This is a genomic window from Marinobacter sp. DS40M6 (assembly GCF_028581595.1).
Lineage (GTDB): Bacteria > Pseudomonadota > Gammaproteobacteria > Pseudomonadales > Oleiphilaceae > Marinobacter > Marinobacter salarius.
On record NZ_JAFCAE010000004.1, the window covers coordinates 191,115 to 205,403 of the forward strand.

At 55.9% G+C, this 14,289-nt stretch carries 11 protein-coding genes; 3 read left to right on the forward strand and 8 right to left on the reverse strand.

The annotated features are described in order from the left end of the window. Window positions 1-10: 10 nt before the first annotated feature. On the forward strand, window positions 11-2,008 hold the full coding sequence (locus tag JJO78_RS11650) for a tetratricopeptide repeat protein (protein WP_151982589.1): 1,998 nt from the start codon (window positions 11-13) through the stop codon (window positions 2,006-2,008). Here JJO78_RS11650 and sbcB read toward each other — a convergent pair. After that, the gene (gene sbcB / locus JJO78_RS11655) at window positions 2,005-3,450 is read right to left on the reverse strand and encodes an exodeoxyribonuclease I (protein ID WP_036210050.1); all 1,446 of its coding nucleotides are present in this window, start codon (window positions 3,448-3,450) and stop codon (window positions 2,005-2,007) included. The genes JJO78_RS11650 and sbcB overlap by 4 nt on opposite strands. Window positions 3,451-3,499: 49 nt before the next feature. After that, complete coding sequence (locus JJO78_RS11660; RefSeq protein ID WP_226909938.1) at window positions 3,500-4,360, reverse strand: hypothetical protein; 861 nt, start codon at window positions 4,358-4,360, stop codon at window positions 3,500-3,502. Between the two features lie 146 nt (window positions 4,361-4,506). On the opposite strand from JJO78_RS11660, the gene JJO78_RS11665 reads away from it, so the two are divergent. Continuing rightward, the gene (locus tag JJO78_RS11665; RefSeq protein WP_127401653.1) at window positions 4,507-5,535 is read left to right on the forward strand and encodes a response regulator; all 1,029 of its coding nucleotides are present in this window, start codon (window positions 4,507-4,509) and stop codon (window positions 5,533-5,535) included. Window positions 5,536-5,537: 2 nt separating this feature from the next. Then, on the forward strand, window positions 5,538-6,503 hold the full coding sequence (locus JJO78_RS11670; protein WP_036210036.1) for a sensor domain-containing diguanylate cyclase: 966 nt from the start codon (window positions 5,538-5,540) through the stop codon (window positions 6,501-6,503). 49 nt (window positions 6,504-6,552) lie between these two features. Here the strand turns inward: JJO78_RS11670 and JJO78_RS11675 are convergent, their stop codons facing one another. The 6 genes from JJO78_RS11675 to JJO78_RS11700 all read right to left on the reverse strand — a co-directional run bounded on the left by JJO78_RS11675 (window position 6,553) and on the right by JJO78_RS11700 (window position 14,285). Then, window positions 6,553-6,921 (reverse strand): histone-like nucleoid-structuring protein, MvaT/MvaU family, encoded by a 369-nt coding sequence (locus tag JJO78_RS11675; RefSeq protein WP_085679964.1) that lies wholly within the window; start codon window positions 6,919-6,921, stop codon window positions 6,553-6,555. Window positions 6,922-7,163: 242 nt separating this feature from the next. After that, window positions 7,164-8,426, reverse strand: coding sequence for a Vi polysaccharide biosynthesis UDP-N-acetylglucosamine C-6 dehydrogenase TviB (gene tviB / locus JJO78_RS11680; RefSeq protein WP_151982593.1), 1,263 nt, complete (start codon window positions 8,424-8,426; stop codon window positions 7,164-7,166). 34 nt (window positions 8,427-8,460) lie between these two features. After that, a complete protein-coding gene (locus JJO78_RS11685; protein WP_273623730.1) occupies window positions 8,461-9,858 on the reverse strand; it encodes an MBL fold metallo-hydrolase RNA specificity domain-containing protein in 1,398 nt (465 codons plus the stop codon). Window positions 9,859-9,913: 55 nt separating this feature from the next. Continuing rightward, entirely contained in the window at window positions 9,914-11,683 is a 1,770-nt protein-coding gene (locus tag JJO78_RS11690) for an SLC13 family permease (protein ID WP_273623732.1), read from the reverse strand. A gap of 6 nt (window positions 11,684-11,689) precedes the next feature. Next, window positions 11,690-12,310: an adenylyl-sulfate kinase gene (gene cysC / locus JJO78_RS11695; RefSeq protein WP_273623733.1), complete on the reverse strand. Its 621-nt coding sequence runs from the start codon at window positions 12,308-12,310 to the stop codon at window positions 11,690-11,692. Window positions 12,311-12,344: 34 nt separating this feature from the next. Continuing rightward, window positions 12,345-14,285, reverse strand: coding sequence for a polysaccharide biosynthesis protein (locus tag JJO78_RS11700; RefSeq protein WP_273623735.1), 1,941 nt, complete (start codon window positions 14,283-14,285; stop codon window positions 12,345-12,347). Window positions 14,286-14,289 lie beyond the last annotated feature (4 nt).

The following is a 14,289-nucleotide window of genomic DNA, read 5'->3' on the forward strand; positions in this document are numbered from 1 at the left end:
GGGTAGCCCCATGCAAGCACAGCACAACATCCATGCCACCGACGCACAAAAAGCCCACATTGCGCGGCTACTGCTGCAGGCAAACCTGGCTTATGCCGAGTCAAACAGCCCGACATCGCTGGTTCAGCGTCTCAAGGCGCGGCAGGAATGCCGTGACTACCTGAATGAGGTTCTGGCGCAGGAACCCGGTAACGCAGGCGCGCTGGGCTTGATGGGGCGTGTGGAAATGGACGAAGGGGCACTTGATAAGGCACACACCCTGTTCACGGACAGCCTGAGCCATGACCCGGCACAGCCCCAGCAGTTCACCAACCTGGGCTACTGGGCAATCAAGTCCGAGCGCCCGGCCCTGGCGGAGCAGTATTTCATCCAGGCCCTGGAAATGGACCGGCAATCCGCCGCCGCTTTCGGCGGAGTCGCCCATGCCAAGCGCCTGCAGGGCCAGTTCGACGTAGCCTATCTGCACTACCGCAAGCTGCTGGAAATGGGCCTGGAATGGCCGTCTATCTATAGTGGCATGCTGACTTGTGCGGAGCATCTGGATGTGAACAGGGCTGACACCAAATTGGCCCGCGACGCTATCCTTCTGCTGCGACATGACGGCCTGCCCCACCAGGAAATCGGCCGTTTCGTAGGCGCCATCATCCGCCAGCAATACGATCTGGAAAACCCGAATGCTCAAGTGGCTCTGGACGCCGCCAGCGAGGACGAACTGCTGATCCTGGCACTGGAAAAAACCCTGATGCCAGACCCAGCCGTGGAAGAGCTGGCCACCCTGCTGCGCCGGGCGATTATCGCGGAAGTAGCACAGACTGTTGAACTGCGGGACGAACTTCAACCGCTGGCGCTGGCCCTGGCGGTCTACGCCGATCGCACCGGTTACGCCCTGACCACGGAGGACGACGAAGAACGGCTGGCCTCAGCCATCAACGACAGCATTTGCGCCCAACTTGCCATGGGCGAGCAACAGGATGGCATGATCGGTTCGCTGATCATCAGTGCCATGTACGGCGCTCTGTTCCATCAGAAGTATGCTGTACACCTTGGCCGCTGGAACCTGGTGGACTGGCCGGTTGCCATGCAGGGGATGATGGCCGCGAGCTACTATAACCGCGCGTCGGAAGAGGCCATCAAACAGAATTTCGACGAGAAATCAGCCGAGCTTTGTCTGGAGAAAACCGATGTGCCCCAGGCCTGGCCCAACTGGTCGAAACTTGCCTATCGCTCCGAAACCAGCCTGAAAGCCATAATGGCGACCGAGCTGGGCATGAGTACCGAGCAACTGCCGGAAACGATCCGAATCATGGTGTGTGGCGCCCAGTCCGGCCAGCGCGCCATGGAACTGGCGCACTACCTGAAAGACGTGGAAGTGATCGCAGTGGATGAATCCCTGGCCAACGTTGCCAAGGCAACGCGACTCGCGGGCGAGATGGGCATCAGCAACATCGTGTTCTGGCCCTGGTCCATCGCCCAGCAATTCGTCGCCGATGACCACAAGGTGCACTGGATCGAAATCGGGCGCCTGCCGTCAACAAGCATGACCGAGGTGTCCCTCGCAGCCCTGGTGAGTTCAGCGACCGGCAACGGTGCTGTTGTCCATATGCACACCGCCGTCAACGAACAGACCGATGGCGACAAGCAGATCCGCCGCCTGATCTCCCAACACGACCTCAAACCGACACGTACGGCCCTGCGTCAACTCCGACGGATGGTACTGACCAATCGGCAGGATCCGATGTGGCAATCCCTGGTTGCCGAAACCGACTTCTACGGCCTGGGTGGCTGCCGCGACCGTTGGTTCAGTGAGCAGGATTCCAGGCAGCTAAAAGAGCTAATGGCGCTGCTCAGCAACGAAGTAGACTGGAAACTGGTAAAAGCCCGGGACACCGACGGCCACAGCCTCGCCACCAAGCCTGTACAGAAACAGATCCAGGCTGAGGCTCTGGGAAGCGAGGTGCAAAGCTTGATGGGTCAAGGCCTGTCCGTGTACTTCCAGCGCCGGCGCTAGACGTAAGGAATCAGGGATTCACCATAGAGGTGAAGCTCTTCCAGAACATGCCGCTTTTCCGGCGTAAGCTCCGGATCAGCGGCAAGATTCTGCAAAATCTTGAAGAACTCCTCCAGAGACCGCCACCCTTTCTTGGGCTGCATCAGCCGCTGCTGACGAAAGACTTCCCACTTCTCCTGCTCTTCGGATATCAGCGTATTGGGGTAATTCCTGGCGCGATAGCGAAACACCATTTCTTCCAGACGACCATCCTCAAACCGTACTTCCTGTTCTCCCAGGGTTTCCACCGGCTGCTGCAATAGCCAGTTGAGCTTCTCGCGGTCGGTTTTGCTGATAAAACCGCCAGCGTAAAGCTGTTCGTCCGGGTCCGTCAGGTCACCTTCATGGGGGTGATCGAAGGCCTGGGCGATTCGGGCTGGCAGATCCGGCGCCTTGCGCAAAATGGCCAGGTGCTCACGCAGCTTGTCGCCGTCCAGTTCCAGCTCGGCAAGCCGCTCCTCAGAGAGGGATTTCAGCATGGTGGCGGGTGCCAGTACCGGGCACTTGTTCAATTGCACGCCTTTGAGTGGAAAACGGCTGGTGCCCTCCCCTAACTCCGCCTGGGAAGTAAATACCCGCTCACGGATCTGCTCAGGCGTGGCGTGAATCAACTCGCTTGGGTCTTCGCGCAGGTCGTACACGATCACCAGGTTCTTGTTGGTGGGGTGATCAGCCAATGGCGCCACCATTGCGCAGCAACCACGGGTGGCCGGGTACTTTGCGGAAATGTGGAACACTGGCTTCATACTGGCAGTATCCAGCATGGCGCGGGCGGAGTGCTTGTCCTTGTTTTGCAGCACAAACTCAAACAGCTTGGGCTGCTTCTCCTTGATTAGCTTTGCCACTGCAATCGTGGCCTCCACATCCGACATGGCATCGTGAGCGGCTTCGTGAGCGATGCCGTTGGCGACGGTGAGTTCTTCCAACCTGAAACTGGGGCTACCGTCTTCCTTCTTTGGCCACTGAATACCCTCTGGTCGCAACGCGTAGGTCAGGCGCACCATGTCGATGATGTCCCAGCGGGAATTGCCGTTCTGCCATTCCCTGGCATAAGGGTCACGAAGGTTACGGTACAGGGTGTGGCGGGACACTTCGTCATCGAAACGCAGGCTGTTGTAACCCACGGCGCAGGTGCCAGGCTGGCTGAAGGCCTCGTTGATCTGTGCAATAAACTCCGCCTCGGGAAAACCGTCTTCCAATGCCTTTTGCGGGGTAATGCCGGTAATCAGGCAGGCTTCTGGCGAGGGCACGTAGTCGTCAGCCGGTGCGCAGTAGATGATCAGCGGGTCTTCGATGATGTTCAGATCCGCATCGGTGCGCACCCCGGCAAACTGGGAGGGGCGATCGTGTATGGGGTCGACACCAAAGGTTTCGTAGTCGTGCCAGTAGAAAGAACGGATCACCGAGAGAACTCCTGCATTGCGTGAATCGGTCGAATGCAGGGTAGTGTAATCAAAACATCCCGGTACCGCGATCCACGTAATGCGTGCGCTCCCGCTGAACACCATTCTGCAGTGTCTGCATGTCCAGCGTCATGCTGGTGGGCAGATTCAGGAACACGCCTTCAGGCCCCTGAATGGCGCCAGGGCCTCCCAGGTCCTGCCAGTCCACAGACTCACGCTGGAACGCCAGGAACAGGTCTTCCGTAAAGCCAACCGTGCCATCTCCATTGTCCACACCAATATCCATGGACAGCAGATTGGTCAGCGGGACACATTGACTGCAGGTTCCGTCTTCACCCGCCAGACCGATCTGGGTTGCCCGGTGATTGGTGGCCACTCCTGCATCATCGAACAGCATGGCGCCCACCGGGTTGCCGTCTGCATCGTTAATTTTCAGGTTCAGGTTGCCACTGAAGCTGGCGATCTCGCCAGAAAGTGTGCCCCGAGCCTGGTTCAGACCAAAGCGGAAACCGGAGAGCTGACCATCCCGTTCAGCCAGTTCAAGATAGGGTTCAACACCCTCAAACGGAACCACCTCGTCCACGTTGTAAGTGTTGCCGTCGATCTGGACACGGGTGTCGTCGCGCACGTAGTGGCCGAGCGCGAAATTCTTGATATCGAGATCGGCGCCGGAATCATCCCCGCCCATCACCACACCGTCGGCGTTCAGCCGGGTTTCTGCGTCTACCCCCAGTGTCACGCGGGTAAACCGGTGGTTTACTCCATCCACATGATCCACCGTCATCATTGCCTGCCCTTGCACCTGGCTCATTTCCTGTTCGGAAATAGGCTCCAACTCTGCCAGGGCAACAGGCGACATACCCAGACAGATGGTGAGAGGGACAGCATACCAACAAGCATCCTGTCTCATAGTGTTGTGTCTCTGAATCAATTCTTATTATGACCGCAGGAGCACTATATCCCAGGCTGCCGAGCCAATAGAGTGAGATAGTTCACAGGGCATAGAATTCACTTCAGGCACTGCTATACTGGGGTTAAATAATAAACGGAGCCCCCATGACCACCCGCGTTCTTATCTGCGACGATTCCTCTCTCGCCCGAAAACAAATGGCGCGCGCTTTACCCAAAAACTGGAACGCTGAAGTTACCTTCGCATTTGATGGCCGCAATGCTCTGGAAAAGCTCCGTGCCGGTGCCGGCGAATTGCTGTTTCTGGACCTCAATATGCCGGAAATGGATGGCTACGAGGTTCTGGACGCCATCAGGAAAGAGGATCTTCCCGTGTTGACGATCGTCGTTTCCGGCGACATCCAACCGGAAGCGCGGGCTCGAGTCCGCAAGCTCGGCGCCATCGAATTCATAAAAAAGCCTACGGACACTGAACTGGTTTTAAAGCTGCTGCAGGACTACGGTTTTCTGCGCCCTGAGGATCTGGTTGAAGAACACGAGCAGAGCGCTGCGTCCGATACCACCAACACCACTTTAACCAGTGCACCGATTAGCCTGAACGACTATCTCCAGGAAATCGCCAACGTTGCCATGGGCCGTTCGTCCGACTTGCTGGCAAGACTGCTGCGGGTATTCGTCAAACAGCCCATCCCCCGGGTGGAAATGATTGCCCGCTCGGAGCTCAGCATGGCGATTTCAGCCGCCCAGGCCGACAGCAGCTACTCCGCTGTCTGCCAGGGCTTCACCGGCGCAGGCGTTGCAGGTGAAGCACTTCTGTTGTTTGCTGACGCCAGCTTCAATGACATGGCCGAACTGCTCCATTACGAGGACATGGACACCGAAAGCATTCAGGTAGAGGTGCTCATGGACATGTCCAGCATCCTGTTTGGCGCCTTCCTCAAAGGCATTGGCGACCAGCTGGATCTTAAACTCGGTCTTGGTCACCCAACCGTCCTGGGACAGCATCGACAGATCGGAGACCTGCTGGAACACCACAGTACTCGCCACGAAAAGCTGCTGTGTATTGAAATCAGCTATGAACTGGAAGACCGGGAGATCAGTTGCGACATGCTGGTATTGCTGACAGAAGATTCAGTGCCCTTCCTTGAACAACGACTACAGTACCTGGTGGATTAACCATGGCCATTAAAGAGATCGGAGCAAGCACCTTCCACTGGCTGGTGGACATGCTGGAATCGGTGGAAGTCGGCCTGGTCGTGCTGGACCTGGATTTTCGAGTACAGGCCTGGAACGGCTTTATGGAACATCACAGCGGCATCACCGCCAGCAAGATTCGCGAGCAGGTTCTGTTTGACGTGTTCCCGGACATCCCCAAAGCATGGCTGACCCGCAAGGTCGACTCAGTCGCCATGCTAAACACCCGGGCATTCACCTCCTGGGAACAGCGCCCTTACCTGTTCCGCTTTCGCAACACACGCCCGATAACCGGCACCGAAGACTTCATGTACCAGAATCTGACCATCAGCCCCCTCTCCGGGCCAGACGGCCAGGTCGAGAAGATCTGCCTGATGGTCTACGACGTCACCGACATCGCCACCAGCAAACGGGCACTGGAAACCGCCAACGAACAACTGGCCAAGCTGAGCATGACCGACCGCCTGACCGGTCTGCTCAACCGTGGTACCTGGGAAAACCTGATCGACGCCGAATACGAACGCTACCGTCGTTATGGTCACAGCACCTGTCTGATCATGTTCGACATAGACCACTTCAAAGCGGTGAACGATACCTACGGCCACCTGGCGGGTGACGAAGTCATCAAGTACACCGCCAAGGTTATGAAAGACAACCTGCGCCAGTCAGACAGCCCCGGCCGCTATGGTGGCGAGGAATTCGGCATCATCCTGCCGGAAACCGATGCCGAAGGCGCCAGGGTGATTTGCGAGCGCATAAGGGAAGCCATACAGAACAGCACGGTTCAGACCACGGCAGCGCCGATTCAGTACACCGTCAGCATTGGCATCGCGCCATTAACGGATAGGCCGGAGAATCATATGCAGTGGTTACAACAGGCGGATGAAGCGTTGTACGCCGCCAAGGAAGGGGGAAGAAACCGGGTGGTGGTATTCGGGGAGCAATCGTAGGTCGGATTACGCAAAGTCGTAATCCGACACCATGTTAAAAACGACTCAATCAGTCCTGCTGCCAGCTCTGCACAGTTTCTTTTCCATGCTTCTGGCGCCACTCGTTCAATACCTTGTGGTTCCCGCCACGCGTCTTGACCACTTCACCGGTGTTCGGGTTCTTGTAGGTCTTCATCGGGCGCTTGGGGCGGCTGCCGGTGGATGCATCAGCCTTGGCACCGGAAATGGACGGATCAATGGCGCCCAGAATCTGCAGAACGTCTTTTGGCGACTTGTCATACTTCTTCATCAGGTCGCGAACCTTGTTTTCAAACTCAAGCTCGCTTTTCAGCGCCTGGTCCTGCTCCAGTTTCGCCAGTTCTTCAGAGAGCTTTTCCATAAGCTGTTTTTTCTGGTAGTAATCGTTAATCTTTGCCATGGATACAAACCCTTATTTAATTAACTGCTATTGATTTGCCGATATTCGAAGGCCGCAATTAGTTCAGACAACCAAGCACGGAACCTGCGAATGGATAATTTTTGAATATGACGGTTATGACTGAAAGTCACGAGAAATAGTAATCCATAAAACAGACTATGGCAAAATAATTCATTTACGGAAAAGTAACCCAAAAAAAACCAGCCCGCAGGCTGGTTTTTTTATTTAAATAGCCAAAGCGTTTATAAACGCAAATCAGCTTCACCCAGTGGCAATACACCTTTCAGATCAAACAAAACCCCATTGTCTTTCATATACTCGCGTAGATTATGGGACGAACGCGCCACATACTCTCTATGCGGAACCGCCAGAAGTACCGCATCGTACTGGGCTTTCTCCGGATTCTGTTTCAATGTAATTCCGTATTCGTGCTCAGCCTCTTCATTGTCGGCCCAGCAATCCGTTACATCCACCTTGCAACCAAATTCAGACAACTCCTTAACCACATCAATAACGCGAGTATTACGTAAATCGGGGCAGTTCTCCTTAAAAGTAAAGCCCATGATCAACACCCGAGCGTTGGCAACCGTATGCCCGGCCTTGATCATCGCCTTCACCAATTCAGACGCTGCATACGGGCCCATGTTGTCGTTTACGCGGCGGCCAGACAGGATAATTTCCGGATGATAGCCAATGGCCTGGGCCTTGTGAGTCAGGTAGTAAGGGTCCACGCCAATACAGTGTCCGCCAACCAATCCCGGTTTGAACGGGAGGAAATTCCACTTGGTCGATGCGGCAGCAATCACTTCGTGAGTATCAATTTTAAGCTTGGAAAAAATCATTGATAACTCATTCATTAGCGCAATGTTCAAATCACGCTGGGTATTCTCAATCACCTTGGCCGCCTCGGCCACCTTAATGGAACTGGCCTTGTGAGTACCAGCGGTAATAATACCGGCATAAATCGCGTCCACTTCATCGGCGATGGCCGGCGTGGAGCCAGAAGTTACCTTCTTAATCGTGGCAATACGATGTTCTTTATCACCAGGGTTAATCCGCTCGGGGCTGTAACCGGCGTGGAAGTCCTGATTGAAAGCAAGGCCGGATACTTTTTCCAGAATAGGAACACAGACTTCTTCCGTGGCACCGGGGTAAACCGTGGACTCATAAATAACAATATCGCCGCGTTTGAGGACGCTACCCACGCTCTCACTGGCCTTGACCAGCGGTGTTAAATCCGGGGATTTGAATTCATCAATTGGTGTGGGAACCGTCACAATATAGATCTGACAATCGCGAATGCCGTCCAGGGAGTCGGCAAACGACAACCCTTTTGAAGCAGCCAGCTCTTCGCGGGAAACCTCACGGGTAAAATCCACGCCATCTTTTAGTTCGGCTATTCGCTTTACGTTGATATCAAAACCAACAACGTCCCGCTTTTCCCCAAATGCGGCGGCCAAAGGCAAACCGACATATCCCAGGCCGACGACGGCGATCTTTTTCATGATTCCAACAATCCTTTAATAACAAATAACTGGTTTACGCCAAACCTGGGATCATTATCCCCGTTAGTCCGGCGGAATGAAATTGGCTTTTCAACGATTCTTTGGCTTTCGCATCACCATGCACAATCCTGATCTCCGTTGGTGGCGACTCAATTCCGCTTACGAACCGCAGCAAATCGGATTGCCCCGCATGGGCGGAGTAACCACCCACTTGATGAACCCGGGCGCGAATCTCGTAACGCTGGTCGTCAAACTCCACCCAGCCACCACGAGGCCCACAGGCGAGAATATCCCTGCCCGGCGTGCCCTTGGCCTGATAGCCCACGAACAACACATCGTTGCGTTCATCCGCCAGCATAGCCTTCAGGTAGTTCACCACCCTGCCCCCTGCACACATGCCAGAGCCAGCAAGCACCACGCAGGGGCGGTGTGACTTTGCCAGATAATCCACGGCATTGAGGTGGTCTTCATGGCTGTTGATCAGCGTGAGTTGTTCGAACGAAAGCGGGTGCCTGCCCTGACTGACCAATTCGGTGGCTTCAGCGTCCCAGAAAGGCTTGAGGTCCCGGTAGATACGGGTAAAAGTGGCGGCCAGAGGCGAGTCCATAACGATCTCGAGATCCCGCCAAGGCAAGTCCGGCCCGACTTCATCGCTGCCGAACTCATGAATCAGACTTTCAATTTCATACAGCAGATCCTGCGTACGCCCAATGCTGAACGCCGGCACCAGTACCGTCCCGCCGTCCTCAAGGGCGTGCTCCAGCACCGCCTTGAGACGATAACGACGCTCTTCCCGGCTCTCGTGGTCCTTATCGCCGTAGGTGCTTTCAATCACCAACCTATCAGCACGCTCCGGCGGCTGTGGCTCAGGCAACAGTGGCGCATGGGAAGCCCCAAGGTCACCACTGAACACGACACGCTCGAACTCGCCATCACTCTCCGCTTCGCACTCCACATAAGCCGAACCAAGAATATGCCCGGCCCTCTGCAACCGAACGGAAAGCGACTCATCCTTGCCATCGAACACCGAATGCCATTGCTCGTAGGGCACCGGCACAAGACGGGATCGAATCAACCCAAGCACCCTCTCAATCAGGGCTCGGTCCCGGGTGAAGCCAATCTTCAGGGCATCCTCAAGAATCTCCGGCAACATAATGGCCGATGGCTCCGAACAGATAATCGGCCCGTCAAACCCGGCAGCCAGAAGATAGGGAATGCGACCGACGTGGTCGATGTGCACATGGGTGACCACCAGCGCACGGATATGGCTAATGGAGAAATCAATGGCGAGATTCGACGCACTCGCGCCGTTACCGGCTTCCGCACCCTGGAACAGGCCGCAATCAATCAAAATGCCGGAACGGCCAACGACCAGCTCGTGGCAAGAACCGGTTACACCTGACACCGCTCCGTGGTGTTTTATATCGATCATCCAACACATCCTTGTTATTCACAATTCGCTTTCTGCCAGTATATTCCCAAACAGCTCAAAATCCCCAGACAAACGGGATCAAACCGATAGCGGTTGAGCCTACGAGCAGGCTCAACGGAAAGCCCAAACGCACGTAATCCATGAACTGGTAGCGGCCGGGGCCATAAACCATGAGATTGGTCTGATAACCCAGAGGCGTAATAAACGACGCCGAAGCAGCGAACATCACGGCCACGGCAAACGGCAGGAAATGAACGCCTAATTGTTCAGACACCGCCAACGCAATCGGAAACATCAGCACCGCTGCCGCGTTGTTGGTGATAGCTTCGGTAAAGGCAGCGGTGAGGATATACACCAACGCCAGAGCGAGCCAGGGCGTGAGCGGGCCGAACAGGCCCAGCAGGCTGGCGGCTACCCACTCGGCCCCACCGGTTTCCGTCATGGCATTGCCTAGCGCAAAAGAGGCCGAAATCACCACCAGTACTGGCAAATCCACACTCCGGCGGGCACGGCTGGCCGTAATGCACCCAGTGACAATCATTGCGCCCGCGGCCAGGAAGGCCGCCTCTATAATCTGTAATAGCCCGGTAGCACTGGCCACAACCATCAACAACAAGATTCCCAGCGCCCGGGGCGCCCGGTGAAAATCCGGTGGCGTGGAATCGTTCAGGGCGCTGACCAACAAAAAGTCCCGGCGGAAGCGGTACTGTTCTACAAATTGGTGGCTGGCCTCCAATAAAAGGGTATCGCCCATCCGGAAGGTGATATCCCCCAGTTTACCAGGCACCCTACTCCCCTCACGCGAAACTGAGAGAATCGCGGCGTTAAAGCGAGTACGGAAACGGCTTTCCCGCACGGTCTTCCCCAGAGCCGTGAATTCCTGTCCCAGCACCACTTCCACCAGGCAGCGCTGATGGTTCGCCAGATCCAGTTTCTGGATACTGGCATGGGCTGGTTTCAGGCCTTGAATCCGACGCAACTCACTGGCGCATTCCGGCGCGCCCACAAAATACAACCTATCCCCCGGTTGCAGCATCCGATCCGGCTCCACCGCCGTAATCAGCCGGCCACCCCGGTCGATCTCCGTCAGGTAACCGTAATTCAGTGCGCGCAAACCAGCCTGAGCCACGGTTTTGCCCACCAACGGGCCAGCGGCGTCCACTTCCACCTCTACGCCGTATTCCCGAACCTGCTCCAGTTCCTCCCGCATGCCTCCCCGGTCCGGCAGTATGCGAGATGCCACCAGCACCAAATAGCATCCACCCACTAACAACAGCGGCACGCCCACCCAGGCCAACTCAAACAACCCCAGATTAATACCCAAGCGCGCCTGCAGCATGCCATCCACCACCAGGTTGGTGCTGGTACCGATCAACGTGCAGGTGCCGCCCAGAATGGCGGCGTAGCTCAAGGGTAAGAGAAGGCGTGAGGATGGAATACCCAGGCGCTGGGCCCAGTCCTGAATAGCTGGGATGAACATGGCCACAACGGCCGTATTGTTCATGAAGCCGCTGAGGATACCAGTCGGCGCGAGCATCCGAAGCTGCGCGCCTTTTTCGGTTTTCGGATGCCCGAGTAGCAAACGGGCAATCCACTGAACGGCCCCGGTTTCTTTCAGGCCGGCGGCTACCACATAGAGCGTTGCAATGGTAATCACGCCCGGGTTTGCAAACCCTTCCAACGCGTCAGCCGGCCCCAGGATGCCGGCAATCAACAGGAACGCCAGGGCCGCCATCAGCACCAGATCGGCCGACACCCGTGTAATCACCAATGCTGCCAGAGCCGAGAACAAGGTAAGCAGGGTAACAATGGCTTCCCACGCCATAGGCGCTTACGCTCCGGCGGCTTGTGGCGACGTAAAGATCAATTGCCGGTCCAGCAGGTAACTGATCAAGCGATTTACACAATCATCCACCGACATCTGAGACGTATCCAGGCGTACTTCCGGGCGCTCAGGCGCCTCATAGGGGGAATCGATACCCGTAAAGTGTTTGATCTTGCCAGCCCTGGCCTTTTCATAAAGACCCTTTGGATCACGCTCTTCACACGTCTGAAGCGGGGTATCCATGAACACCTCAATGAACTCACCCGCCGGGAACAGGTTACGCACCAAGCGCCTGTCGGTGGTGAAGGGGGAAATGAACGCACTGAGCACAATCACCCCAGCATCTGTGAAGAGCTTACTCACCTCACCTATACGACGAATATTCTCAACCCGGTCCTCATCGGAAAAGCCAAGATCTTTGTTCAGACCATGGCGCACGTTGTCTCCATCCAACAGAAAGGTGTGGTAACCGCGCTCAAACAGAGCCACGTCCAGCGCATTGGCAATAGTGGACTTACCGGAACCACTCAGGCCAGTAAACCACAGCAGGCACGGGCTCTGGTTCTTGATGGAAGCGCGATCAGCACGGGTGACTTTCTGGTGATGCCAGACGATATTTTCAGACATGAAACAGCAACCTTGCTCTTGAAACTTGTTTTTCCTACACCGATAACCGGTGCACTTTATCACCCTGGCGGTCCGCAGCCACCACATCGGACTGCCCATTGCACCACACCAGATCCTCCAGATTGCCGTTGGGTGCATACCCCGTTTTGGCATTCTTCAACACTTCGACAATCGCACCACAATCAAAGGCTTGGCTGGCCCGCTGCAACTGACTGAGGAAGTCTTCTACCTGCTCCCAGGGAAGATAAACTTCCCGTGCCATCATGATTCGTGGGTGCGAAGTACCTTGCGGATCGTCACCAATCAACAGTTCTTCATAGAGCTTTTCCCCAGGGCGAAGGCCGCTAAAGGTCACCTCAATATCACCTGCGGGATTGCTTTCCGTTTTCTCTTCCAGCCCCATGAGGTGAATCATCTTGCGGGCCAGGTCCGCAATTTTCACCGGCTCGCCCATATCCAACACAAACACCTCGCCACCCAGGCCAATACTGCCGGCCTGGAGAACCAGTTGGCTGGCTTCAGGAATGGTCATGAAGTACCGGATAATGTCCGGATGGGTAACGGTAACCGGGCCACCATCGCGAATCTGATCTCGGAAAAGCGGAACTACAGAACCGGAAGAGCCGAGTACGTTGCCGAAACGCACCATGGAGAACACCGTCTTTTTCTGCCGCTGTGCCAACGCCTGGAGCACCAGTTCCGCCAACCGCTTGCTGGCCCCCATCACATTGGTGGGACGAACCGCCTTGTCCGTGGAAATCAGCACAAAACGCTCAACACCGGCTGCAATAGCGGCTTCAGCCGTGTGCCAGGTGCCAAACACGTTATTCTGCACGCCTTCTATCACGTTGTGTTCAACCAAGGGTACGTGCTTATAGGCGGCTGCGTGGTATACCGTCTGCACACCAAACGCCCTCATGGCAGACTCGCAGCGGCGCCGATGCCCCACATTACCGAGTAAGGGATGCAACTCTACCCCCAGCCCCTCCACCCGATTGATGGAGCTCAGCTCACGCTCAATGGCGTACAGGGAAAATTCGGACTGCTCGAACAGTACCAACGCGCGCGGACGATGACGAATAATCTGGCGGCACAACTCTGAGCCAATCGAACCGCCCGCGCCAGTGACCATCACGGATTTTTGGTACAGACTCTTGGCTACAACGGCAGAGTCCGGCCGAACCGGGTCTCGCCCCAGCAGGTCTTCAATCTCCAGATCCCGGATGTCATTAATCCGCGCCTGGCCCGCCACCAGTTCCGACATGGAAGGAACGGTCTGCACCGGGATCGACAATGGCTCAAGCTGCTTCAGCAGTTTCTTGCGATCTATTTGCGTACCTTCATCCAGCGCCAGCAGAATCCGCTGCACTTGGTGCTTAGGCATATGCTTGGCGATGTGATTAATGCTGACGACGGGCAAGCCATTGATCATGGACTTGTGGTTGGCCCGGTCAAACGTCACAAACACCACCGGCCGGTACTCCGTGCCCTGCTCCAGCGCAGACGCCAATTGCATGCCGGTTTCGCCCGCACCGACAATGGCAACGGCTTCCTTCGCCATCTGCTTGGGATGGTTTACGATCATCCGCACACCAAGGCGGGTGCCACTAACAAATAGAAAAGCAAGAGCGCCGTAGATGATGGGCACCGAGCGAGGTACAAACACCTGCAACAGGTAGCCCAAGGTAATCAGGGCAACGCTGGAAGCAATCACTCCGTAGATTATTGTGAGGAAAGCCCGGTCACCCAGATAACGGATAACCGCCCGATAAAGCCCCAGGCGAATGAACACACCGATGGTAAACACCACCGTGATAGCAGCGATCGTCAATTGCTCCCGAGTAGGCAACCACAGGTGCTGCTCCAGGCGCAGGGCAAACGCAGCCCAGATCGCAAAGAACAGGAAGAACGCATCCGACAGAACGGATACAACCCGTTTATGAAATCTGGGAAGGTTCAGAAATGACCTGATCATAAGA

What these genes read in the sequence shown, in the direction of transcription:
- JJO78_RS11650 (WP_151982589.1), top strand. Translation starts at nt 11, where the DNA reads ATGCAAGCACAGCACAACATCCATGCCACCGACGCACAAAAAGCCCAC.
- JJO78_RS11660 (WP_226909938.1), bottom strand. Translation starts at nt 4,360, where the DNA reads ATGAGACAGGATGCTTGTTGGTATGCTGTCCCTCTCACCATCTGTCTG.
- JJO78_RS11665 (WP_127401653.1), top strand. Translation starts at nt 4,507, where the DNA reads ATGACCACCCGCGTTCTTATCTGCGACGATTCCTCTCTCGCCCGAAAA.
- JJO78_RS11670 (WP_036210036.1), top strand. Translation starts at nt 5,538, where the DNA reads ATGGCCATTAAAGAGATCGGAGCAAGCACCTTCCACTGGCTGGTGGAC.
- JJO78_RS11675 (WP_085679964.1), bottom strand. Translation starts at nt 6,921, where the DNA reads ATGGCAAAGATTAACGATTACTACCAGAAAAAACAGCTTATGGAAAAG.
- tviB (WP_151982593.1), bottom strand. Translation starts at nt 8,426, where the DNA reads ATGAAAAAGATCGCCGTCGTCGGCCTGGGATATGTCGGTTTGCCTTTG.
- JJO78_RS11685 (WP_273623730.1), bottom strand. Translation starts at nt 9,858, where the DNA reads ATGATCGATATAAAACACCACGGAGCGGTGTCAGGTGTAACCGGTTCT.
- JJO78_RS11690 (WP_273623732.1), bottom strand. Translation starts at nt 11,683, where the DNA reads ATGGCGTGGGAAGCCATTGTTACCCTGCTTACCTTGTTCTCGGCTCTG.
- cysC (WP_273623733.1), bottom strand. Translation starts at nt 12,310, where the DNA reads ATGTCTGAAAATATCGTCTGGCATCACCAGAAAGTCACCCGTGCTGAT.
- JJO78_RS11700 (WP_273623735.1), bottom strand. Translation starts at nt 14,285, where the DNA reads ATGATCAGGTCATTTCTGAACCTTCCCAGATTTCATAAACGGGTTGTA.